22 protein-coding genes are annotated in these 20,442 nt (G+C 65.4%); 10 read left to right on the forward strand and 12 right to left on the reverse strand.

Annotation, left to right across the window (positions count from 1 at the left end):
• Nucleotides 1–32: 32 nt before the first annotated feature.
• From dacB to ACCD03_RS22555, 4 genes are all read left to right on the forward strand, one after another.
• On the forward strand, nt 33–1,571 hold the full coding sequence (gene dacB / locus ACCD03_RS22540) for a D-alanyl-D-alanine carboxypeptidase/D-alanyl-D-alanine-endopeptidase (protein WP_413412942.1): 1,539 nt from the start codon (nt 33–35) through the stop codon (nt 1,569–1,571).
• Nucleotides 1,568–2,095 (forward strand): molybdopterin-guanine dinucleotide biosynthesis protein B, encoded by a 528-nt coding sequence (gene mobB, locus ACCD03_RS22545; RefSeq protein WP_413412943.1) that lies wholly within the window; start codon nt 1,568–1,570, stop codon nt 2,093–2,095. Before dacB ends, mobB begins: the two co-directional genes overlap by 4 nt.
• An 81-nt stretch (nt 2,096–2,176) precedes the next feature.
• Nucleotides 2,177–2,722, forward strand: coding sequence for a hypothetical protein (locus tag ACCD03_RS22550; protein WP_413412944.1), 546 nt, complete (start codon nt 2,177–2,179; stop codon nt 2,720–2,722).
• 114 nt (nt 2,723–2,836) lie between these two features.
• The gene (locus tag ACCD03_RS22555) at nt 2,837–3,349 is read left to right on the forward strand and encodes a tetratricopeptide repeat protein (RefSeq protein ID WP_413412945.1); all 513 of its coding nucleotides are present in this window, start codon (nt 2,837–2,839) and stop codon (nt 3,347–3,349) included.
• Nucleotides 3,350–3,411: 62 nt separating this feature from the next.
• Here the strand turns inward: ACCD03_RS22555 and ACCD03_RS22560 are convergent, their stop codons facing one another.
• The 11 genes from ACCD03_RS22560 to ACCD03_RS22610 all read right to left on the reverse strand — a co-directional run bounded on the left by ACCD03_RS22560 (nt 3,412) and on the right by ACCD03_RS22610 (nt 14,432).
• Nucleotides 3,412–4,458 (reverse strand): SGNH/GDSL hydrolase family protein, encoded by a 1,047-nt coding sequence (locus tag ACCD03_RS22560; protein ID WP_413412946.1) that lies wholly within the window; start codon nt 4,456–4,458, stop codon nt 3,412–3,414.
• 145 nt (nt 4,459–4,603) lie between these two features.
• Complete coding sequence (locus ACCD03_RS22565; protein WP_413412947.1) at nt 4,604–5,617, reverse strand: L-threonylcarbamoyladenylate synthase; 1,014 nt, start codon at nt 5,615–5,617, stop codon at nt 4,604–4,606.
• Nucleotides 5,618–5,630: 13 nt separating this feature from the next.
• On the reverse strand, nt 5,631–6,866 hold the full coding sequence (locus ACCD03_RS22570) for a 5-(carboxyamino)imidazole ribonucleotide synthase (protein WP_413412948.1): 1,236 nt from the start codon (nt 6,864–6,866) through the stop codon (nt 5,631–5,633).
• Nucleotides 6,867–6,885: 19 nt separating this feature from the next.
• On the reverse strand, nt 6,886–7,395 hold the full coding sequence (gene purE / locus ACCD03_RS22575; RefSeq protein ID WP_012761264.1) for a 5-(carboxyamino)imidazole ribonucleotide mutase: 510 nt from the start codon (nt 7,393–7,395) through the stop codon (nt 6,886–6,888).
• A gap of 15 nt (nt 7,396–7,410) precedes the next feature.
• The gene (locus ACCD03_RS22580) at nt 7,411–8,334 is read right to left on the reverse strand and encodes a phosphoribosylaminoimidazolesuccinocarboxamide synthase (protein ID WP_413412949.1); all 924 of its coding nucleotides are present in this window, start codon (nt 8,332–8,334) and stop codon (nt 7,411–7,413) included.
• Between the two features lie 113 nt (nt 8,335–8,447).
• On the reverse strand, nt 8,448–9,512 hold the full coding sequence (fba, locus tag ACCD03_RS22585; protein ID WP_024976542.1) for a class II fructose-bisphosphate aldolase: 1,065 nt from the start codon (nt 9,510–9,512) through the stop codon (nt 8,448–8,450).
• Between the two features lie 87 nt (nt 9,513–9,599).
• Nucleotides 9,600–11,039 (reverse strand): pyruvate kinase, encoded by a 1,440-nt coding sequence (gene pyk, locus ACCD03_RS22590; RefSeq protein WP_024976543.1) that lies wholly within the window; start codon nt 11,037–11,039, stop codon nt 9,600–9,602.
• A gap of 48 nt (nt 11,040–11,087) precedes the next feature.
• Entirely contained in the window at nt 11,088–12,299 is a 1,212-nt protein-coding gene (locus ACCD03_RS22595; protein ID WP_413412950.1) for a phosphoglycerate kinase, read from the reverse strand.
• A gap of 119 nt (nt 12,300–12,418) precedes the next feature.
• Entirely contained in the window at nt 12,419–13,315 is an 897-nt protein-coding gene (gene rarD / locus ACCD03_RS22600; RefSeq protein WP_413412951.1) for an EamA family transporter RarD, read from the reverse strand.
• 2 nt (nt 13,316–13,317) lie between these two features.
• The gene (locus ACCD03_RS22605) at nt 13,318–13,641 is read right to left on the reverse strand and encodes an AzlD domain-containing protein (protein WP_413412952.1); all 324 of its coding nucleotides are present in this window, start codon (nt 13,639–13,641) and stop codon (nt 13,318–13,320) included.
• On the reverse strand, nt 13,638–14,432 hold the full coding sequence (locus tag ACCD03_RS22610; protein ID WP_092973121.1) for an AzlC family ABC transporter permease: 795 nt from the start codon (nt 14,430–14,432) through the stop codon (nt 13,638–13,640). The genes ACCD03_RS22605 and ACCD03_RS22610 overlap by 4 nt, the downstream gene beginning before the upstream one ends.
• A gap of 328 nt (nt 14,433–14,760) precedes the next feature.
• Here ACCD03_RS22610 and ACCD03_RS22615 point away from each other — a divergent pair, with 328 nt between their 5' ends.
• The 5 genes from ACCD03_RS22615 to ACCD03_RS22635 are packed head-to-tail and all read left to right on the forward strand — an operon-like array spanning nt 14,761 to nt 18,184.
• Nucleotides 14,761–14,958: a zinc-finger domain-containing protein gene (locus tag ACCD03_RS22615; RefSeq protein ID WP_004636130.1), complete on the forward strand. Its 198-nt coding sequence runs from the start codon at nt 14,761–14,763 to the stop codon at nt 14,956–14,958.
• Nucleotides 14,959–15,007: 49 nt separating this feature from the next.
• Nucleotides 15,008–16,033: a lipopolysaccharide heptosyltransferase II gene (gene waaF, locus ACCD03_RS22620; protein WP_253536394.1), complete on the forward strand. Its 1,026-nt coding sequence runs from the start codon at nt 15,008–15,010 to the stop codon at nt 16,031–16,033.
• A gap of 25 nt (nt 16,034–16,058) precedes the next feature.
• Nucleotides 16,059–16,499 carry a YybH family protein gene (locus tag ACCD03_RS22625; RefSeq protein WP_024976550.1) on the forward strand — a complete coding sequence of 147 codons (441 nt, stop codon included), beginning with the start codon at nt 16,059–16,061 and terminating at the stop codon, nt 16,497–16,499.
• A gap of 34 nt (nt 16,500–16,533) precedes the next feature.
• A complete protein-coding gene (locus tag ACCD03_RS22630; RefSeq protein ID WP_413412953.1) occupies nt 16,534–17,610 on the forward strand; it encodes a YheT family hydrolase in 1,077 nt (358 codons plus the stop codon).
• Nucleotides 17,603–18,184: a DUF2946 family protein gene (locus ACCD03_RS22635; protein ID WP_413412954.1), complete on the forward strand. Its 582-nt coding sequence runs from the start codon at nt 17,603–17,605 to the stop codon at nt 18,182–18,184. Before ACCD03_RS22630 ends, ACCD03_RS22635 begins: the two co-directional genes overlap by 8 nt.
• Nucleotides 18,185–18,204: 20 nt before the next feature.
• On the opposite strand, the gene ACCD03_RS22640 is transcribed toward ACCD03_RS22635, so the two are convergent.
• Nucleotides 18,205–19,908: a M48 family metalloprotease gene (locus ACCD03_RS22640; RefSeq protein WP_413412955.1), complete on the reverse strand. Its 1,704-nt coding sequence runs from the start codon at nt 19,906–19,908 to the stop codon at nt 18,205–18,207.
• A 105-nt stretch (nt 19,909–20,013) separates the two neighbouring features.
• Here ACCD03_RS22640 and moaC point away from each other — a divergent pair.
• The coding region (gene moaC, locus ACCD03_RS22645; protein ID WP_413412956.1) for a cyclic pyranopterin monophosphate synthase MoaC at nt 20,014–20,442 on the forward strand (429 nt) is incomplete at its 3' end.

Genomic DNA, 20,442 nt, shown 5'->3' on the forward strand with positions numbered 1-20,442 from the left:
CACTTGTCTGCGCTCCACTCTGCCCCCCGCCGATGGCCCGAATTCGTCCGACCCGTTTGCTGAATCTGTCGCGCAGTGCGCTCGCCTGCGCTGTGCTTTTGACCATTGCGGCTTCGCCGCTGGCCCACGCCAAGAAGGCCAAGGCCCACGCGGCACCGCGCGCCACCGCCGCGCAAGCTCGCCAAGCTGCGCACAACCCCGCCGGATTGCCCGCCAACGTGGCGCTGGCCTTTGCGCGCGCACATATCCCGCTGGATGCGGTGAGCGTGTTCGTGATCCGCACCGGCACCGCCACACCCATCCTGCAATGGAATGCCGACACCGGAATGAATCCGGCGTCGACCATGAAGCTGCTGACAACCTTCGCAGGGCTGGACCTGCTGGGCCCGGACTTTCGCTGGAAGACGACGGCGTATGCCGACAAACAGCCCGTCAACGGCACGCTCGACGGCAACCTGTATCTGCGCGGCCAGGGCGATCCGAAGCTGATTCCCGAAGAACTCGTCAAGCTGGTGACCGACGTGCGCCGCGCCGGCGTGGACGAACTGGCCGGCAACATCGTGCTGGATCGCACCTACTTCGAGGGCGGCCTGTCGGAAGCACCGCCGCTGGACGGTGACAGCGCGCGTGCCTACAACGTCGCGCCCGACGCGCTGCTGTATTCGTTCAAAACGCTGACGTTCACGCTGTCGCCGGATGCCGGTAATGGCGCGGTCAACATTGATGTATCGCCGCCGCTGGCCCAATTGCAGATCGACAATCAGTTGCGCACCACGCGCGGCGGCTGCGGCGACTGGAAGACAACCTCCGGCGCCAACATCTCCACGCAAACCGACGGCCATGTGCTTGCCAGCTTTGACGGCCGCTATGCCGCCGCGTGCGGCGAACGCGTCTTCAATATCGCTGCGCTCACGCATGCCGACTTTATCTGGGGCGGCTTCCTGGCGCTGTGGCAGCAAGCCGGTGGCACGACCCGGTTCACGCCGGGCCTGCGCGAGGGCAAGGTGCCGCGCCAGGCTGTTTTGCTGGCCACGCACTACGGCCCGCCGCTGTCGGAGGTCGTGCATGACATCGACAAGTATTCGAACAACGTGATGGCGCGCCAGCTCTTCCTGACGATCGGCGCGGAAATCGGCCGCAAGCCCGCATCGGTGCGGCAATCGACCGAGGTCATCAACCGCTGGCTTGCCAAACAGAACCTGACGATGCCGGAGCTGGTGCTGGAGAACGGCTCGGGCCTGTCGCGTATCGAACGCATCAGCGCACGCAACATGGGACGCCTGCTGCAACAGGCAGACGCCAACCCGAACGGCGGCGTGCTGCGCGATGCGCTGCCCGTCGTCGGCGTGGACGGCACCATGCGCAACCGCCTGACACGGGCCGGGGTGGCGGGCAATGCCGAGATCAAGACTGGCACGCTCAACGATGTGCGCGCCATCGCGGGCTACGTGGAAGGCGAAGACGGCCAGCGTTTCGTGGTGGTCAGCATGATCAACCACCCGAACGCCAGTGGCGGCCAGGCCGCACACGACGCACTGCTGCAATGGATTTATCAGGGCGCGCCGCGATGAGTTCACGCAAGGCATTACTGGGCATCACCGGCACGTCGGGCAGCGGCAAGACCACGCTCGTCGAGCAGCTCATCGCCCGTTTCGTGCGCGACGGGCGGCGCGTCGCAGCCATCAAGCACACGCATCACGGCTTCGATCTCGATTCACAGGGCAAGGATTCATACCGTATGCGCGAAGCCGGCAGCGCCGAAGTCGTGCTCGTGGGCGGTGAACGCCTCGTGCTGATGCGCGAATACACCAACGCCGTGGAACCCGAACTTGATGACGTGCTGGCGCTGCTCTCCCCCGCCACCGACCTCGTCATCGTAGAAGGCTATAAGCGCAGCACCTTCCCGAAAATCGAGGTGTTTCGCCCTTCGCTGGGCCGCCCGCCACTGTGGCCGGAGATTGGCGGCGTGGTGGCGGTGGCCACCGATGCGCCTGACGCCGTGCAACCACCCGAAGGCCTGGTCGTGCTGGATCTGAACGACGTCGATGCGGTGTACCGGTTTGCCGTACGGCAACTGGCCAACGCATCCATATGAAGCACTCTTAACATCCGGGCGAAGCAGCTTGGCTATGATGGGGCCGTCCAGTTTTTTTGCCAGCCCCCCCCTCCCAACAACATGCTTTCCCGTCTATCGGCCGCGCTGCTTGGCGCGGCATTTTTTTGCTCGGCCCTGCCAGTCGCTGCGCGCGATTGGGTCGCCCCGAATGCCACTCTCGGGCGCGGCGCACAGGTCCACCAATTCGTGCTCATCGATTCTGCGACCGGGCGCCCGATGCCCAACGCGCGCTACCGCCTGTTCCTGCCCGGCCACACCATCGCCGGCAGGCCGCCGCAGGTGGGCGAAACCGACAGCGTGATCTTTGGCACCACCGACGGCGCCGGGCGTACGACCAAGGTCCGGTTGCCAAAACATTACGCGGCGGCACGCTGGGTGCTCAATCCCGTCGTCGGTAACGGCGACCTCGGCGAATCGTTCCGCCTGGTCGATTCGCTCGGCGGCGCGCCCATCGAGGGGCATCCATATCTGATCGATGTGGTGGGCGAATACCTGGTCTGCGGCCACTCCAGCGCCGGCGGTTATACCGCCTACGTGCAATCGCGTGAGTCGCGCACCGTGCACCTTGAAAACACCGTAACTTTCACGCGGGCCGACGACGCCTAGTGCGCCGGCGAAGGCCGCGCGATCGCCGATAGCAGCAACTCGCAGGGCGCACCCGATCTCTATTCTCAGTATCTCGGCACGCTCACGGCCAACGCGGCGACACTCAGCGAAGACTTGCAAAGCCGCATCGCGCGCAAGCTGATGTCACTGGCAATTGCCGCACGAGATGATGCCCGCATCGACCTCGCCCTTGATCTGCAGCCGGTGCCGGAAGACCGCCTCAACAGCTACGGCTACGAACTTGTTGACGCGGGCCTGCGCGTGGAGCGCGGCCTGTCGATGATCGATGCCTATCTGGCCAAGCACCCGGACGACCCATTCGCCCTCGACAGCAAGGGCTGGGCGCTATACCGGCTCGGCCGCAACGACGAAGCGCTTACGTGGTTCGACCGCTCCATCGCCGTCTTCACGCAACCCGACGGCGACTATGAAGCGAGCGACGACGCGGTACGCGAAGCACGCGCGGAAGGCCTCGCACACAAGGGCGAAGTGCTGTGGAAGTTGGGGCGCGCGGACGAAGCGCACGATTGCTTCAAGCAGGGTCTTGCCATGTCGCCGCAAAATGATGTGCTCAAGGCCACGCTGGCCCGCTTGGCCGTGACACTGCCGACGGCCGACGCCAAGTAGGAAAACATCGCCACAAACAAAAACGCCCGCTTCACGCGGGCGTTTTGCTCAGTGGTGCTCGATCAGTGCGTCACACCGTCAGCCAGCAGGCGCTGCAGCACGTTGCTCGAGATCAGTCGGTGGCCGCCCGTGGTGGGGTGCACGCCGTCTGCGAACAGGTAGGACGTATCGGCGCCCGTGGCCACAAGCGTGTTGGCCGAGCAGAACAGCGAGCTGCCGCCCGCGCTCGGCACGAGTGCGTTGATCTTGGTCGCATCGCACGCCGGCACGCTGGTGTTGCTGAAGCCGAACGTCGCGCCGTTCTGAATCACGGCCGTCAGCTGCGCGTTGAAGTCGATGACGCGAGCGCTGGTGCCGGCCAGACCGGTCTGCAGCGTGGTGTTGAACGCGCCCACCAGTGCATGCAGCAGTGCCTGGCCTGTCGCGCCGCCCGCCACGCCCTGCGGCGTCAGGCTGCTGTCAGGCAGGTTGAACACGTAGAGCTGCGTCGCGTTCTTGCTGATCATGTCCTTGATGTAACCGACCAGATCGGTCGCCGCCTGCTGCACTTGTGCGGTAGCAATGGCCGGCGTTACACCCGAGTTGGGTGTCGCGACAGCGGCAGCCCAGTAGAAGATGTCGTTGTTGCCGCCGAACACGAACACCACGTCGTCGTTGCCGTTGAACGTGTTGTTGCTGGCCGCGTAGAAGTTGGCGAGTTGCTGTTTGACCGGATACGTGAGCGCCCCAGCGCCACCGTTGTGACCAATGCCATTCGGGTCGGTCACGCGCGAGCCGCCTTGCGCGTAGTCGAAGCAACCAGGTTTCGGGCAGGTCTGCACCGAGGTGGCGTAACCCATCACTGCCGGCGTGAGCGTCACACCGAGTTGTGCGGCCACGGTTTCCGCCCAGATCGGACCGGGGTTGGTGGTGAACTTGCCGCCGCCCACGGCAGCCGCTGCCGGCGTGTAGGTGCCAGCGTCGCTCAGGCTGTCGCCGAATACCACCATGCGCTGCACCTTGGCAACGTTGGGGTTGCCGCTCTGATCGCTTTCACCGCCGCCGCAAGCGGCCAGGCTCAAGGCCAGGGCCGCCGAAGCGACGACGCCCATCCATTGACGCAACTTCATGATGTCTGTCTCCCGTGTGGAATTTTTTTGGTCTGTGGTGCCGCGGTGCGTAACCTCGCCGTGCGCGTTTGAAGCACTCGGAACGACACAACGCCCAAGTGTAGCGAGGTTGCCGGGCGCACGGAGAACGCGCGCCCCGTAAGAATTAGAGGTCCGTCTCGAACGCGGCGGCCGCGCGACGCAGGCGGTCGTTGACAGCCGCCCAGGCGGGCGTGTCAGCTAGGGTTTCCACCCAGATGGCGTCGTAAGCGCCGCGATCGAGTTCGCGCAACAGCGCATAGAGCGCGTTGGCATAGGCGGCGGGTGTGGCGGGCGCGACGCGCTGGTCGCAGCCATCACGTAGTGTCACGGGGGCACCAAGCCACACGATGCGCTTGTCCGCGGGCAGTGCAGCCAAGCGCGCGGGCACCTCGGCAGCCGATAGCAGATGCAATGGCGTACGCGGTGCGTAGTGCGCCTTCAACGTGCCGGAAGCACGCGGCGCAGCGGCGTCCGGTAGCGCAGGCACTTCGCCGGTCACGCGTTCAATGTCTTCGGGCGTGATGGCGCCCGGGCGCAGCAGCACGGGGCCAATGCCCTGATCCAGCCGCGAAAGATCGATGATGGTCGATTCGATCCCCACGTCCACGCCATCGCCCTCGAGCACGAACACGGCATCGCCAAATTCGTCTCGCACGTGCTGTGCGGTGGTCGGGCTGACCTGGCCGAACTTGTTGGCCGACGGCGCCGCAATGCCGCCGCGCCCACGCTTGAAGCGCGAGAGCAACGCCTGCGCCACCGGGTGCGACGGGCAACGCAGCCCGATGCTGTCCTGCCCGCCCGCCACGGCTGCGGGGATGTGCGGTGCACGTTTCAGGATCAGCGTGAGCGGCCCGGGCCAGAAGGCTTCGATGAGCTGCAGCGCGATGCCGGGCACATCGTCGGCCCAGTAAGAAATATCGGCCCCATCCACCACGTGCACGATGACGGGGTGATTGGACGGCCGGCCCTTGGCCGCGTAAATCTTGGCGATGGCCTGCGGGTTTTCGGCATCGGCGCCGAGTCCGTACACGGTCTCGGTCGGGAAGGCGACCAGTTCGCCCGCCTCCAGCTTGCGCGCAGCCTCTTCGAGGCGTTCGGCGGAAGGCATGGTGTAGGGCGTTTTGGTCCGATGCGGCATGGGCGACTCGTCTTTAGGCGGGCTGCAGGCCCAGCACGTGCGCGGCATGGCGGAATGCTTCGTCCACCACTTCCGGCGAGGTGCCGACGCAATTCACGTGGCCCATCTTGCGGCCTGGGCGTGCGTCGGCTTTGCCATACAGATGCACCTTCGCCCCGCTGTGGCGCATCACTTCGTGCCACGCGGGCGTACGCTCCAAGCCGTATTCGAACCACACGTCGCCCAGCACATTCAGCATGCGCCCCGGCGAATGCTGCCGCGTGCTGCCCAGCGGCAGGCGGGCCATGGCGCGCACCTGCTGCTCGAACTGGCTGGTCTCGCACACGTCCATGGTGATGTGGCCGGAGTTGTGCGGACGCGGCGCCATTTCGTTGGCGACCAGAGAGCCATCCTGCAGCACGAAGAATTCGATGCACAGCACGCCGACGTAGCCCATTTCTTCGGCGATCATCGCCGCGGCGGCACGTGTGCGCGTGGCAATGTCGTCCGACACGCTGCGCGAGGGCATGGTCGTTGAAAACAGGATGCCGTCACGGTGCTCGTTCTCGGCGAGCGGCCAAGTGGCGGTGGTGCCATCAGCGCCGCGCGCGGCCAGCACCGACACCTCGTACGCCAGCGGCAGCATCTTCTCCAGCACGCACGGCACGTGCTGCATGGCGCCCCAGGCAGCGCGCAGTTCTTCAACCGTTGAGACACGCGCCTGGCCCTTGCCGTCGTAGCCCATGCGGGCAATCTTCAGGATGCCGGGCAGCAGGTCGGCGGGCAGTTGTTCGATATCGGCTTCATGCTCGATCACCCAGCTCGGTGCCGGGTGGATGCCGGTGCGTGCGGCGCACAGCGCGAAGAACTTTTTCTCGGCGATGCGGTTCTGCGCGATCGACACGCAGTTGGCACGCGGCGCAACGAACGCGCCGAGTTGCTCCAGGCGGTCGAGCGCCATGGCCGGCACGTTTTCGAACTCGGTGGTGACGGCCGGGCACAGCGCAGCCATCTCGGCCAATGCGGCTTCATCGGTGTAGCCGGCGCACAGATGGCGCTCTGCGATGGTGCCGGCGGGGCTATTCGGGTCCGGGTCGAGCACGCAGACCTTGTAACCCATCGCCTGCGCGGCGTGCGTGAACATGCGGCCGAGCTGGCCGCCGCCGAGCATGCCAAGCCAGGCATCGGGCAGGATCGCGTTGGGAACGTTCAGCGCGCGGGATTCCGCGGTGTGGGCTTGCGCCAGGCGCGGGTTCAGGTCGTCGGCCATGAATCGGGTCGTAGGTTACTTAAGCGCCGTGCACAGGGAGCGTCATGCCGCGCGCGACTTCGGTCTGCTGGGCGCGGAAGGCTTCGAGCTTGTCGGCAAGGGCCGAGTCGGTGGTGGCGATCGTCGCGATGGCAGCCAGCGCTGCGTTGGCGGCACCGGCTTCGCCAATGGCGAACGTCGACACCGGAATGCCCTTGGGCATCTGCACGATGGAGAGCAGCGAGTCTTCGCCACGCAGGTACTTGGACGGCACCGGCACGCCGAACACCGGCACGATCGTCTTGGCGGCGATCATGCCCGGCAGGTGCGCCGCCCCGCCCGCGCCAGCGATGATGGCGCGCAAACCCCTGCCGCGTGCGGCTTCGGCGTAGCGGAACATGTCGTCCGGCATGCGATGCGCAGAAACAACCTGCGCCTCGAACGGAATGCCGAACTGCGTGAGCATGTCGACGGCGTGGCGCATCACTTCCCAGTCGGAGCTGGAGCCCATCACCACGCCAACGAGCGGGGCGGATTGCTGTGCGGTCATCGTCATCGCTCCGGTTTAACGCAGGGACTCACCGGTCAGGCGGGTCAGTGCTTCGCGGTACTTGTCGGCGGTTTTTTCGATCACGTCGGCGGGCAGTTGCGGCGCCGGCGCGGTCTTCGGCCACGGCTTGCCATCGATGCGCACGGCTTCGAGCCAATCGCGCACGAACTGTTTGTCGAACGACGGCGGGTTCGTGCCAACCTGGTACGAATCGGCCGGCCAGAAGCGCGACGAATCGGCGGTGAGCGCCTCGTCCATCAGCGTGAGCGTGCCGTTTTCATCCAGACCGAATTCGAACTTGGTGTCGGCGATGATGATGCCGCGCGTGGCAGCAAAGTCGGAGGCTTCCTTGTACAGGCGGATGCTCACGTCGCGGATCTGCGCGGCCAGCGCGGGACCGATGCGGCGTTCGACTTCATCGAAGGAGATGTTCTCGTCGTGCTCACCCATCTCTGCCTTGGCGGCGGGGGTGAAGATCGGCTCGGGCAGCTTCTGCGCGTTCTGCAGGCCGGGGGCCAGATGCACGCCGCAGACAGCGCCGGTGGCTTGGTAATCCTTCCAGCCGCTGCCAGCCAGGTAGCCGCGCACCACGGCTTCCACCAGAATCGGCTTCAGGCGTTTGACCACGATGGCGCGGCCGCGCACCTGGTCGACTTCATTCGGGGCCACCACGGTTTCCGGGGCGATGCCCGTCTCGTGCGTCGGCACGATGTGGCGCAGCTTGTTGAACCAGAAATCCGACATCTGCGCGAGCACACGGCCCTTGTCCGGAATCGGCTGGCCGAGAATCACGTCAAACGCCGAGAGGCGGTCGGTGGTGACCATCAGCAGCTTGTCGTCGCCGACAGCGTAGTTCTCGCGCACCTTGCCACGGCCGAGCAACGGCAGGCTGGTGATCGACGATTCGTAAAGGGCGGAGGATGCAGGGGTGGCGGACACGGCGGAACCCGAGAGGAGAGAAGAAAACGTGGAAGGCCAGCATTATACGTGGCCCATGCAATGCAAAACGGCTGGCGCAGTGCCAGCCGTTTGCCAGATGTGACGCGAAATGCTTATTGCACCACTTGCGCCAGATCGCCGCTTTGGTACTTCTGCGCCATCACAGACAGGCCGATCGGCTTGATCTTGCCAGCCTGACCTTCGCAGCCGAACTCGATATAGCGCGCCTTGCAGACTTGCTTGGCGGCTTCGCGGGCGGGCTTGAGCCATTCGCGGGCATCGAACTTGTCCGGGTTTTCGGCCAGGAACTTGCGCACCGCGCCCGTCATTGCCAGGCGGATGTCTGTGTCGATGTTGATCTTGCGCACGCCGTACTTGATGGCTTCCTGGATTTCCTCGACGGGCACGCCGTAGGTTTCCTTCATCTTGCCGCCGTACTGGTTGATGATGGCCAGCAGTTCTTGCGGCACGCTCGACGAGCCGTGCATCACCAGGTGGGTGTTCGGGATGCGGGCGTGGATTTCCTTCACGCGGCTGATGGCGAGGATGTCGCCGGTGGGCTTGCGCGTGAATTTGTAGGCGCCGTGACTGGTGCCGATGGCGATGGCCAGCGCGTCCAGTTGGGTCGCCTTGACGAACTGGGCAGCCTCTTCGGGGTCGGTCAGCAGGGACGAGTGGTCGAGCTTGCCTTCCGCGCCGTGGCCATCTTCCTCGCCGGCCATACCGGTCTCCAGCGAGCCCAGGCAGCCGAGTTCGCCTTCAACGGTCACACCAACCTTGTGGGCCATCTCGACCACGCGGCGCGTCACGTCGACGTTGTAGTCAAAATCGGCCGGGGTCTTGCCGTCTTCGCGCAGCGAGCCGTCCATCATGACCGAACCGAAACCCAGGTCGATGGCGCCCTGGCAGATTGCCGGGCTTTGGCCGTGATCCTGGTGCATGACCAGCGGAATCTCCGGATAAGCCTCGACAGCGGCCTGGATCAGGTGCTTGATGAACGATTCGCCGGCGTATTTGCGGGCGCCTGCGCTGGCCTGCAGGATGACCGGTGCGCCGGCTTCCTTGGCAGCTTCCATCACAGCCTGGACTTGCTCCAGGTTGTTCACGTTGAATGCCGGCAGGCCGTAGCCGTTTTCAGCGGCGTGGTCCAGCAGTTGGCGCATCGAGACGAGTGGCATGGTTTTCTCCTATGGATCGATCTGTATTCGGTCTCAGGAACGCGTGGGCGTCTGGTAGACGTAGCAAACGGCGTTCCGTCGTGGGCGTCAGTGCATGCCGACGCGAACAATCTTGAGCGTGTTGGTGCCGCCGGCCTGTCCCATCGGCTCGCCGACGGTTAGGACGATGAAGTCGCCACGCTGCACGACGCCGCGCGCGACCAGCAGTTCTTCGGCCTGATGCAGCGCTTCGTCGCGGTCGGCGCTGTTGGCCAGCGGCAGCGACTGCACGTTGCGGTACAGGGCCATCTTGCGCTGCGAGGCCACGTTGGGCGTCATCGCATAAATGGGGATGTTGATGCCGTGGCGGCTCATCCACAGCGCCGTGGCGCCGGAATCGGTGAGCGCGGCAATCGCCTTGACCTGCAGATGGTGCGCCGTGAACAGCGCCCCCATGGCAATCGACTGGTCAATGCGGCTGAAAGTCTGGTCGAGGAAGTCGGTGTCCAGGTGCACGGATTGCGACTTCTCGGCTTCCAAACAGATGGCAGCCATGGCCTCGATGGTCTCGACCGGATAGCGGCCGGCGGCGGTTTCGGCCGACAACATCACCGCATCGGTGCCGTCGAGCACGGCGTTGGCGACGTCCGACACCTCGGCGCGCGTCGGCACCGGGTTGACGATCATCGATTCCATCATCTGCGTGGCGGTGATGGCCAGCTTATTGTTTTCGCGGGCCAGCTTGATCATGCGCTTCTGCAGCGCCGGCACGGCCGCGTTGCCCACTTCCACGGCCAGATCGCCGCGCGCAACCATGATGCCGTCGGAAGCGGCCAGGATCTCTTCGAGCACGCCCGGGCGGATGGCCTCGGCGCGTTCGATCTTGGCGATCATGCGCGTCTTGTGATTGTGCGGCGCGCCCGCCACGGCGGCCAATTGGCGCGCCATTTCCATGTCGGTCGCGTTTTTGGGGAAGCTGACTGCGACGTAATCGGCGCCCAGCGCCATCGCGGTCTTGATGTCTTCCATATCCTTGGCTGTCAGCGCCGGCGCCGACAGCCCGCCGCCCTGGCGGTTGATGCCCTTGTTGTTGGACAGATCGCCGCCAATCTTGACGATGGTCTCGATCTCTTCACCCACCACGCGCTCGACCTGCAGCACGATCAGCCCGTCGTTGAGCAGCAGCAGATCGCCCGGGCCAACATCGCGCGGCAATTCCTTGTAGTCGAGGCCGACGCGCTCCTGGTTGCCAAGCTCGCAGCGGGCATCAAGCGTGAAGCGATCACCCGGTTCGAGCGTGATCTTGCCGCTCTCGAACTTGCCGACGCGGATCTTCGGACCCTGCAGGTCGGCCATGATGGCCACCTCGCGGCCTACCGAACGCGCCACTTCACGCACGAGCTGCGCACGATCGATGTGATCTTGCGCCGCGCCGTGCGAGAAGTTCAGCCGCACCACGTCCACCCCCGCGGCGATCATGCGGGTCAGGACTTCCTGCGTGCTGGACGCGGGGCCGAGCGTTGCGACGATCTTGGTAGCACGGGTCATGGGCGGCGGTGTCTCGTTGTTGTGGGGGGATATTCGCAGCGCTTGCGCTCAGGCCGCGGTGGCCTGGTTCTGCGCGCGTTGTTCCAGGATTTCGACGGCCGGCAGCGTCTTGCCTTCCAGGAATTCGAGGAACGCACCGCCGCCGGTGGAGATATAGCCCACCTTGTCGGCAATGTTGTACTTGGCGATAGCAGCCAGCGTGTCGCCGCCGCCCGCAATCGAGAAACCCGACGAGGCAGCAATCGCCTCGGCCAGCACCTTGGTGCCATTGCCGAACTGGTCGAACTCGAACACGCCCACCGGGCCGTTCCAGACGATGGTGCCGGCTGTCTTCAGTTGTTCGGCCAGTTGGGCAGCCGTCTTGGGGCCGATGTCGAGGATCATGTCGTCGTCCGCCACATCCGCCACATCCTTGACGGTGGCGGCCGCGGTGGCGCTGAATTCCTTGGCGCACACCACATCGACGGGAATGGGCACCGACGCGCCACGTGCTGCCAGCATCTCAATGATGGCCTTTGCATCGCCAACCAAGTCTGCTTCCGCCAGCGATTTGCCGATCTTCAGGCCGGCGGCCAGCATGAACGTGTTGGCAATGCCGCCGCCGACGATCAGGTTGTCCACCTTGTCCGCCAGCGACTTCAGGATGGTCAGCTTGGTCGAAACCTTCGAGCCGGCCACGATGGCCACCAGCGGGCGTGCGGGCTGACCCAGCGCCTTGCCCAGCGCATCCAGCTCGGCGGCCAGCAGCGGACCGGCGCAGGCGACGGGCGCAAACTTGGCGATACCGTGGGTGGTGGCTTCCGCGCGGTGGGCGGTGCCGAAGGCGTCGTTGACGTAGACATCGCACAGCTTGGCCATCTTCTGGGCTAGTTCGTCGCCGTTCTTCTTCTCGCCCTTGTTCACGCGGCAGTTTTCCAGCAGCACGACCTGGCCGGGCGCGACATCTACGCCGTCCACCCAGTTCTGGACGAGTTTCACGTCACGGCCCAGCAGCTCGGACAGGCGCTTGGCAACCGGCGCCAGCGAGTCTTCGGGCTTGAATTCACCCTCGGTCGGGCGGCCCAGGTGCGAAGTGACCATGACGGCGGCACCCGCGTCCAGCGCAGCTTTGACGGCCGGCACGGATGCGCGGATGCGCGTGTCTTCAGTGATGTTGCCGGCATCGTCTTGCGGCACGTTGAGGTCGGCGCGGATGAACACGCGCTTACCGGCAAGCTTTCCTTCGGAGATGAGATCGGACAGACGCAGGACGTGGGGCATGGCAGCTACGGAAGAAATCGCGGAAAACAACGATTTTACCCGATGCGCCTGGTCAAAACGTGCGTTTCTCGGCCGAAGCTTCCGGGCTCGACCGTCTTGCCGAGGCCGATTGGCGGGGACTATGCAGACAGCGGCGTGCGACGGCGCAGCCGCATCCAGCCTTCGGCCGAATACACGGCCAGACCCGCCCAGATCAGCACATAGCCCGCCACCTTGGGGCCCGCAAACGGCTCGTTGTAGAGCCAAACGCCCAGCAGCAGCTGCAGCGTCGGGCTCACGTATTGCAACAAACCCAACAGCGACAGCGGAATACGCCGGGCGCCAGCGCCAAACAGCAGCAGCGGCAGCGCCGTCAGCGGGCCGGCCAGCGCCAGCAGCAACTGCGTGCCGGGCGACGCGACCAGGAAGGCATTCTGATGCTGCGAAGCCAGCCAGCCGAGATAGACCAGCGCCAGCGGAAACAGCAGCAGCGTCTCGAGCGTCAGCCCCTCCAGCGCGCCCAGCGGCGAGGTCTTGCGCAGCAAGCCGTAGAACCCGAACGAGAACGCCAGCGCCAGCGCAATCCACGGCAGCGTGCCGGCCTGCCAGGTCAGCCACGCCACGCCGGCTGCGGCCAGCGCCACCGACACCCACTGCACCGGCCGCAGCCGCTCGCCGAGCACCAGCAGCGCCAGCATCACCACCACCAGCGGGTTGATGAAGTAGCCCAAGCTGGCGTCGATCACGTGGTCGTGGTTGACGGCCCAGATGTAGGTCAGCCAGTTGGCGGCCAACAGGCTGGTGCTGGCCGCGTAGCGGCCCACGACACGCGGCTGCGTGCGCAGCGCCCAAAGCCACGCCCAGTGCCGCTTCACGAGCAGAATCACCACCATCACCGCCAACGACCAGATCACCCGGTGCGAGAGAATCTCCACCGGCGACACCGCCTTGAGCAGCTTGAAGTACAGCGGAAACAGGCCCCACATCGTGTAGGCCAGAAACGCGAAGATCGCGCCGTTGCGATTGGAGCCCGGCATGTTCATCCCCAGAGACGCAGCACGGTAAAGACGCCCATGCCGACGAAGATCATGCCGAGCATGCGCCGCGTCGCCACATAGAACGCGGTGGCGGCAACGCCGGCCATCAGCCGCGGGTTGGTCCAACTCGCGTCGAAGTGCCCCTGGTTCCAGAGCAGATCGGGCAAGACGATGGCGACGAGCGCGGCAGCGGGCGCAAAGCGCAGCGCGTGCTGCACGCGGGTGGGCAGGGTCATGCGGTTGCCCACGATCAGGAACAACGAACGCGTGACGATCGTCACCACGGTCATCCCTGCAATGACGAGCCAGATTTCGAGCGCGGTCATGCATCGTCCTCGTCAGCTGCGGCCTGCGCGGCACGGCGGCGCTGCCACTGCAGGCGCGCGGCGGCTTCGTCGGCGGCCAGGCCGGCAGCCATCGCGCCAGTGACGGCAATCACCAGGCTCAATCGATACGGCAGCTTGAAGGCAACCAGCGCCAGCACCGCCGCCACAGCCACCGCCATGAGGGTGGCACGGCTACGAATGGTCGACACCATGACAGGAATTAGCGCGAGCGTCCCGGCCAGCGCCAGGCCCCACGCGTCAGGAAACAGGCTCGCCGCGACGATGCCCACGATGGACGACACCTGCCAGCCAACGAAGCTCAGCAGGACCATGCCCCAGTAATAGCCCTCCTTGCCCGCCTGCGGCGCGGCCGAGGGGTACTGCTGGGTGAACAGCACGAACGGCAGATCGCCGTTGAACACGCCCAGAACCACGCGCCGCATGAACGGCAGGTGCCCGAAATGCTGCATCAGCCCGGCGCTAAAGATGATGAAACGCACATTCACGATGAACGCCGTCAGCAGCGCCGTCCAGATCGGCAACCCCGCCGCCAGCAACGGTAGCACCGCCAACTGCGACGACCCGGCATATACGAAGATCGTCATGCCGATGGCTTGCGGGATGGTCAGCACCGATTTGCTCATCGCCACGCCCGTCACCAGCCCCCAGGCGAGCACCGGCGGCATCGACGGCATGTAGGCGCGCACGCCAGCAAAGAAGCCCGCACGTTCGGCTGGATCGATTGCTTCCCAGCGGCGCTGCAACGCAGCCGCCCAGCGAACTAGCGCCATGGCGCCCCCAAAAGTGGCGAATCAGACTCTTTTTGATCAACCGGACAGGGGCAGCCGGCAGCGCGTACGCGCAGAAACGTCGGGGGCGACATGGGTGGCTCGTAGGAAACACGCGATTATACTTTTGATGTTAAGCATCCGCTTAACGGGGATGCGCGTGCGCCCTGCGCTACGAAACGATTCGTGCCAGGCGCCACGCACTGCAACAATCGGCGTTGGCGCGCCTGCGCCCACCCCTTACAATTTCGCCTTTGTCGGTTTTTGAACCTGCGGCCCATATCACGGTGTGGCTGACCTGCTCAGACCGCGCCGGCACTCCTCACTCACCATGACCACGCAAACCGCACCCACGATCGAAATCGGCGCAGACGACCTGCCGCTGCATTGCCCGACCGCCAAAACGCCGGCCTGGAACTACCATCCGCGCGTGTTCCTCGACATCGCCGACACCGGCGAGGCCAAGTGCCCGTACTGCGGCACCGTCTACAAGCTGGCCCCCGGTGTTGAACTGAAGGGCCACCATTGAGCCCGATTCACCTGCAGTACACCGGTCGCAGCGCTCACCAGGCGATTCGATGATGCGCAAGATTCTCGTCGTCGCCCCCAACTGGATCGGTGATGCGCTGATGGCGCAGCCGCTGTTCGCGCAGATCAAGGCGCGGCACCCGCGCGCGCAGATCCACGCCATCGCCCCAAAATGGGTTGCGCCCGTGCTGGCGCGCATGCCCGAGATCGCGCGCGTGCTGCCGACCGAACTCGCCCACGGCAAGCTGCAGCTCGGCAGCCGCACGATGTTCGCGCAGCAGCTCAAAGGCGAAACCTTTGACGCAGCGTACGTGCTGCCGAACTCGTTCAAGAGCGCGCTGATCCCGTGGCTGGCCGGCATTCCGCTGCGCATCGGCTACAAGGGCGAGTCGCGCCTGGGCGTGCTGAACGTGCGCTACCCGAATCCGCCCAAGAACGCGCGTCCGCCGATGGTGCAGCACTACGCGGCGCTGGCTTTCAAGCCCCACGCCAAGTTGCCCGACACCCTGCCCGACCCCAAGCTCGACGTTGATGTGCAGCGGGTGGCCGCCACCTCGGCCAAGTTCGGCATTCCGGGCAACGCGCGGCTGATTGCCTTCTGCCCGGGCGCGGAATACGGCCCCGCCAAGCGCTGGCCTGCCGAGCACTTTGCAGAGCTTGCGCAGATGCTGCGCCGCTCGTTCCCGTATGCGCAGATCGTCGCGCTCGGTTCGGGCAAGGACCGCGAGATGGCCAACGCCATCGTCGAGCGCGCGCCGTTCGTACGCAACCTGTGCGGCGAGACCTCGCTGGACGAAGCCATCGAGCTGCTTGCCCGCGCCGAAGCGGCCATCTGCAACGACTCCGGCTTGATGCACGTGACGGCCGCGCTGGGGCGCCCACAGGTGGCCGTATTCGGCTCCAGCGACCCCCGCCACACGCCGCCGCTGTCGCCCGCTGCGAGTATCATGTGGCTCCATCTGGAGTGCAGCCCGTGCTTTGCACGCGAATGCCCGCTGGGCCACTTGCGCTGCCTGCGCGACATCGGACCCGAGATGGTGTTTCATGAATTGCGCCGGCTGCTGCAGCCGCAGTAATACGCTCTCCTTAACGTTCACCGCCATGCCACGATTTGCCCGCCTGTTCGAAGCCGCCGAGGACATCCTCGAAGCCTATCGCGATGCGCTCAAGCGCCGCGACGCCGATGGCGCGCTCAAGCTGTGGCTCGATGAGGACTCGGTGAGCTTCATCCTGCCCGACGGCCAGCGCCTGAACGGCCACGAGCAACTGCGCGGCTGCCTTGATGCGCTGGTCGAGAAGAACCCGGTCTGGATCGAATGCCTCTCGCAGCAGGTGCACTCGTCGCTCGGCGTATCGATCTTCGAAGCCACGGAAGCGCTGCGCTTCTCGGCCACCGCCACCGAGGCAGACCTGTACGTGCACACGACCTACGTGCTGATGCAGAACCACGAAGGCTGGCGTATCGCCCACGTGCATTCCAGCCAGGCCGCCGAAGAACGCGTGGCCGCCTCCATCGCCAGCGTTACGCACTCTCTGCACTAAGCTGCCGCGCTTGGCGTGGCTGCCGTCTCTCTCGATGACCCACCCGTCTCGCCACGCCACTCCCCTTGAACTGAATCTGGGCGCCCTGCTTGCAGGGCCGTTCGAGCCGCATGCGTTCCGCTCGCCGTGGTGGCTGATCGGCGGCAATGCGCAGACGATCGTGCCCGCGCGCCTGTGGCGCTTTCCGCGCATTGCGTATCGGCGCGAACGCTGGGACACGCCCGACCACGATTTCATCGACCTCGACTGGACCACGCATGAAACGGATGCGCGCGCGCCGCTCGTCGTCATGTTTCATGGCCTGGAGGGCGATTCGCGCAGCCATTACGCGCGGCTGCTGATGGACGCGCTGCGCGCGCGCCGCTGGCTTGGGGTCATTCCGCACTTTCGCGGATGCTCGGGCGAGATGAACCTCGCGCCGCGCATGTACCACTGTGGAGACGGCGCCGAGATCGCGTGGATCCTCGAACGCCTTTATCGGACGGTTTGCCAGCCGCAGGGCCGCAAGCTGCTGGTCGTCGGCATCTCGCTGGGCGGCAACGCGCTGCTGCGCTACCTGGGCGAACACGGCACCGATGCGCGCTACGTGAGCGCGGCTGCCACGGTGTCTGCGCCGCTGGACATGCGGGCGGGCGGCGCAGCGTTGTCCAAGGGCTTCAACATGGTCTACACGCGCATGTTCCTGCGCACGCTCAAGGACAAGGCCAATGCCAAGCTCGACCAGCACCCAGGCCTGTACGACCGCGCCGCCATGATGGCCACGCGCACGCTGGGGCAGTTCGACAATCTTGTCACCGCCCCGCTGCACGGTTTCCGTGACGTGCTCGACTACTGGACACGCGCTTCGTCCAAACCCGTGCTGCGCGAGGTGCGCGTGCCCGCGCTGGTGCTGAACGCGCGCAACGATCCGTTCTTGCCCGGACAGCACCTGCCTGGCCCCGCCGACGTGTCTGCCGACATCACGCTGGACCAGCCGCTGCACGGCGGCCATGTCGGCTTCCTGGTGCGCCATGGCAAGACAGGCCGCGTCGACTGGATGCCCGCCCGCGTCCTGCGCTTTTTCGATGACGTGTTGGGCCGCCAAACCAACGCGGAAGACGCCCATGGATGACATCGTCCGCCAGGCCATGGCCAAGTGGCCGAACGTGCCGAATTGCTTTGGCTGGCTGGCGCTGGATCGGCGGGGCCAATGGCGCATGCGCAACGAATATGCGCAGGCCAACAACCTGTCCGGTGAGCCGATCCGCCACGCCGCGCTCGTCGATTTCATCGTGCGCAACTACGCGCATGACGATGTCGGGCGCTGGTTCTTTCAGAATGGGCCGCAGCGGGTGTTTGTCGAACTCGATTACACGCCGTGGGTGGTGCGGCTGTCAGCCGACGGCGCGCCCCCAGCGTTCACGACAACCACCGGCGCTGCGTTCTCGCCAAGCGGCTGTTTTGTCGACGAACACGGCAGCGTGCTGCTCTCGGGCCGCGTGGGCGGATGCGAAGCAGAAGAGACCATTGCCCTGCTGCACGATCACGATCTCGAGCCGTTCTCCTCGTTGGCCCAATGGCACGGAGAAGCCAGCGGAGCCGCGCTGGGTACCTTGACGCTGGGTGATCAGACGTTCGACATTGAGCCAATTGCGAGCGCCGAAGTCGCAAAGCGCTATGGTTTCATAACTCGGCCAGCGGAATAGCGTCCCCCGGCCTACCCGCGCTACTTCGGCAGCGCCTTGTCTTCCGCCTTCTCTTCCCGGTATTGCCGCTCCATCTGGTGCAAGCGCGCATCCACTTCGGATAGCGTGTAGAAATCCGCATCTCCCGCATCGCGGGCGAGCTTCAATTGCTCCACTGCCGACCCCCACGCCCCATCCCGCGCGTATTTCTCTGCCAGCGCGCGATGCTGCTCAACGCGCTTGCCCTTGTCGGCATAGGCACGAGCGAGCATGTCCCACCAGATTGGCTGGGCGGTGTCTTCGCGGGTCTTGTCTTTCAGATACGGAATCGCGTCATCGGCCCGACCGGCCGTCAGCAGCGTTTGCGCATAGGTGATGCCGACCGCGCGTGACAGCGGGTACGCAGTGAGCGCCGCGCGCGCCAATGTCAGCGCCTCGGAAGTACGGTCGCGAGCGCGTGCGAGTTCGATGGCCGTTACGTCCAGCTCGACGCTGCCAGATGTGATGCCGGGAATGTTGCCGTACAGGCGTCGCGCCTCCTGCAACGCCTGCTCAGCGTCATCCAGCCGCCCGGCCATCTGGTTGGCAACGGCCACGCCGTACCAGAGCGCCGCGCGCTTCTCGACAGGCGCATCTGGCGCCGACGACAACTGCGAGCGCATCGCATTTCGCACGTCGATATAGGCGCTCGTCGACGTTTCCTGCAGCACGCGCGCACGCGCCTTCGCAAAACCAAATTCTGGCCGGCGCGGTTGGCGCGGATGTGGCAAGCCACGCGCGCGGTCTTCCATGTCGGCGATGCGCTCGCCGGTCAGCGGGTGGGTGCGCGCATAACCGGGAATCACGCCAGTATCGGCAATGTTCGTCACGCGCTGCAGGCGTCGGAAGAAGTCCGGCATGCCGTCGGGGTTGTAGCCTGCGCCCGTGAGCAGCGTGAAACCGACGCGGTCCGCCTCGCGCTCCGCGCCGCGCGAGAAGGCGAGCTGGTTCGACACTGCCGCCGCCTGCCCACCCATCGCCAGCGCCTGGGCGGCGTCACCGCTCTTGGTGGCCGCAAGACCCGCCAGCAGGATCGACGCCAGCGCAATCCACATCGACTCACCGGATTTATCGATGCCGCGTGCAATGTGCCGCTGCAGCACGTGTCCGATTTCGTGGCCGAGCACCGAGGCCAGCTCCGATTCACTCTCGGTCGCGACCAACGTACCCGTGTTCACGCCGATGTAGCCGCCCGGCAGCGCAAACGCGTTGATGCCCGGATCGCGTACGGCGAACAGCTCAAAACTCGACGCCGACGTGCTGCCCGCCACATGCTGACGGCGCGCCGCTTCGATCAGCTTGTAGCCAATGGTGTTGAGGTAATCGGTGATCAGCGGGTCAGGCACGAAATCCGGATCGTGGCGTATCTGGCGCATCACACGGTCGCCCAGACGGCGCTCCATCTCGGGCGACAACGACGCCGTCGACGGATCACCCATATCGGGCAGCTCGTACGTCGGCGCATCAATGACGGCCGGCTCCTTCGGCAAATACGGCGACTGCCGGCCGATCTGCACGCTGCGATTCAGGTTGCTTTGCACCTGATCGGCAGCCGCGGCAGAGCCCAACCCCGGATTGACCGAAGCTGCCGGCGCGGACGCCACCGCCTGCGCCAGCACGGGGAGCGGCAGGGGCGCCAGCCACGTCGTCAACAACACAGCAGCCGTCAGCTTGCGGACGCGCGGCCGAAAAAGTGAAAGCGTCATACGGAAAGCACGGAGAGCGGAATCAGCGCGGCCACATAGCCGCAAGCCGGGTGCTTGCTATCATAAAACGCTTCGCACCCTGCCCCGCAAAACGCGCTGTCACTCATGTCGCAACTCACCCACTTCGATTCCGCCGGACAAGCCCATATGGTCGACGTCGGCGACAAGGCCGTCACGCACCGCGTGGCCGTCGCCACCGGCACGATCCGCATGCTGCCCGAGACGTTTGCGCTGGTGCGCGATGGCAACGCCAAGAAGGGCGACGTGCTCGGTATTGCGCGCGTTGCGGCCATCCAAGGCTCCAAGCGGACGTCGGATTTGATTCCGCTGTGTCATCCGTTGGCGTTGACGAAGGTGGCGGTGGAGTTTGCGCTGGATGAAGATTCACACGCCGTCCGCTGTACGGTTCGTGCCGAGACACGGGGGCAAACTGGCGTTGAAATGGAGGCGCTGACTGCGGTGCAGGTGGGGCTGCTCACGATTTACGACATGTGCAAGGCTGTGGATCGGGGGATGGTGATTGGGGATGTGCGG

Origin of the sequence: Ralstonia sp. Ralssp135 (genome assembly GCF_047304345.1) — a bacterium.
Lineage (GTDB): Bacteria > Pseudomonadota > Gammaproteobacteria > Burkholderiales > Burkholderiaceae > Ralstonia > Ralstonia chuxiongensis.

Bases quoted from the DNA above. Each gene is read 5' to 3' on its own strand.
- dacB (WP_413412942.1), top strand. From the start codon at position 33: ATGGCCCGAATTCGTCCGACCCGTTTGCTGAATCTGTCGCGCAGTGCG.
- mobB (WP_413412943.1), top strand. From the start codon at position 1,568: ATGAGTTCACGCAAGGCATTACTGGGCATCACCGGCACGTCGGGCAGC.
- ACCD03_RS22550 (WP_413412944.1), top strand. From the start codon at position 2,177: ATGCTTTCCCGTCTATCGGCCGCGCTGCTTGGCGCGGCATTTTTTTGC.
- ACCD03_RS22560 (WP_413412946.1), bottom strand. From the start codon at position 4,458: ATGAAGTTGCGTCAATGGATGGGCGTCGTCGCTTCGGCGGCCCTGGCC.
- ACCD03_RS22565 (WP_413412947.1), bottom strand. From the start codon at position 5,617: ATGCCGCATCGGACCAAAACGCCCTACACCATGCCTTCCGCCGAACGC.
- ACCD03_RS22570 (WP_413412948.1), bottom strand. From the start codon at position 6,866: ATGGCCGACGACCTGAACCCGCGCCTGGCGCAAGCCCACACCGCGGAA.
- purE (WP_012761264.1), bottom strand. From the start codon at position 7,395: ATGACCGCACAGCAATCCGCCCCGCTCGTTGGCGTGGTGATGGGCTCC.
- fba (WP_024976542.1), bottom strand. From the start codon at position 9,512: ATGCCACTCGTCTCGATGCGCCAACTGCTGGACCACGCCGCTGAAAAC.
- pyk (WP_024976543.1), bottom strand. From the start codon at position 11,039: ATGACCCGTGCTACCAAGATCGTCGCAACGCTCGGCCCCGCGTCCAGC.
- ACCD03_RS22595 (WP_413412950.1), bottom strand. From the start codon at position 12,299: ATGCCCCACGTCCTGCGTCTGTCCGATCTCATCTCCGAAGGAAAGCTT.
- rarD (WP_413412951.1), bottom strand. From the start codon at position 13,315: ATGCCGGGCTCCAATCGCAACGGCGCGATCTTCGCGTTTCTGGCCTAC.
- ACCD03_RS22605 (WP_413412952.1), bottom strand. From the start codon at position 13,641: ATGACCGCGCTCGAAATCTGGCTCGTCATTGCAGGGATGACCGTGGTG.
- ACCD03_RS22610 (WP_092973121.1), bottom strand. From the start codon at position 14,432: ATGGCGCTAGTTCGCTGGGCGGCTGCGTTGCAGCGCCGCTGGGAAGCA.
- ACCD03_RS22615 (WP_004636130.1), top strand. From the start codon at position 14,761: ATGACCACGCAAACCGCACCCACGATCGAAATCGGCGCAGACGACCTG.
- waaF (WP_253536394.1), top strand. From the start codon at position 15,008: ATGATGCGCAAGATTCTCGTCGTCGCCCCCAACTGGATCGGTGATGCG.
- ACCD03_RS22625 (WP_024976550.1), top strand. From the start codon at position 16,059: ATGCCACGATTTGCCCGCCTGTTCGAAGCCGCCGAGGACATCCTCGAA.
- ACCD03_RS22630 (WP_413412953.1), top strand. From the start codon at position 16,534: ATGACCCACCCGTCTCGCCACGCCACTCCCCTTGAACTGAATCTGGGC.
- ACCD03_RS22635 (WP_413412954.1), top strand. From the start codon at position 17,603: ATGGATGACATCGTCCGCCAGGCCATGGCCAAGTGGCCGAACGTGCCG.
- ACCD03_RS22640 (WP_413412955.1), bottom strand. From the start codon at position 19,908: ATGACGCTTTCACTTTTTCGGCCGCGCGTCCGCAAGCTGACGGCTGCT.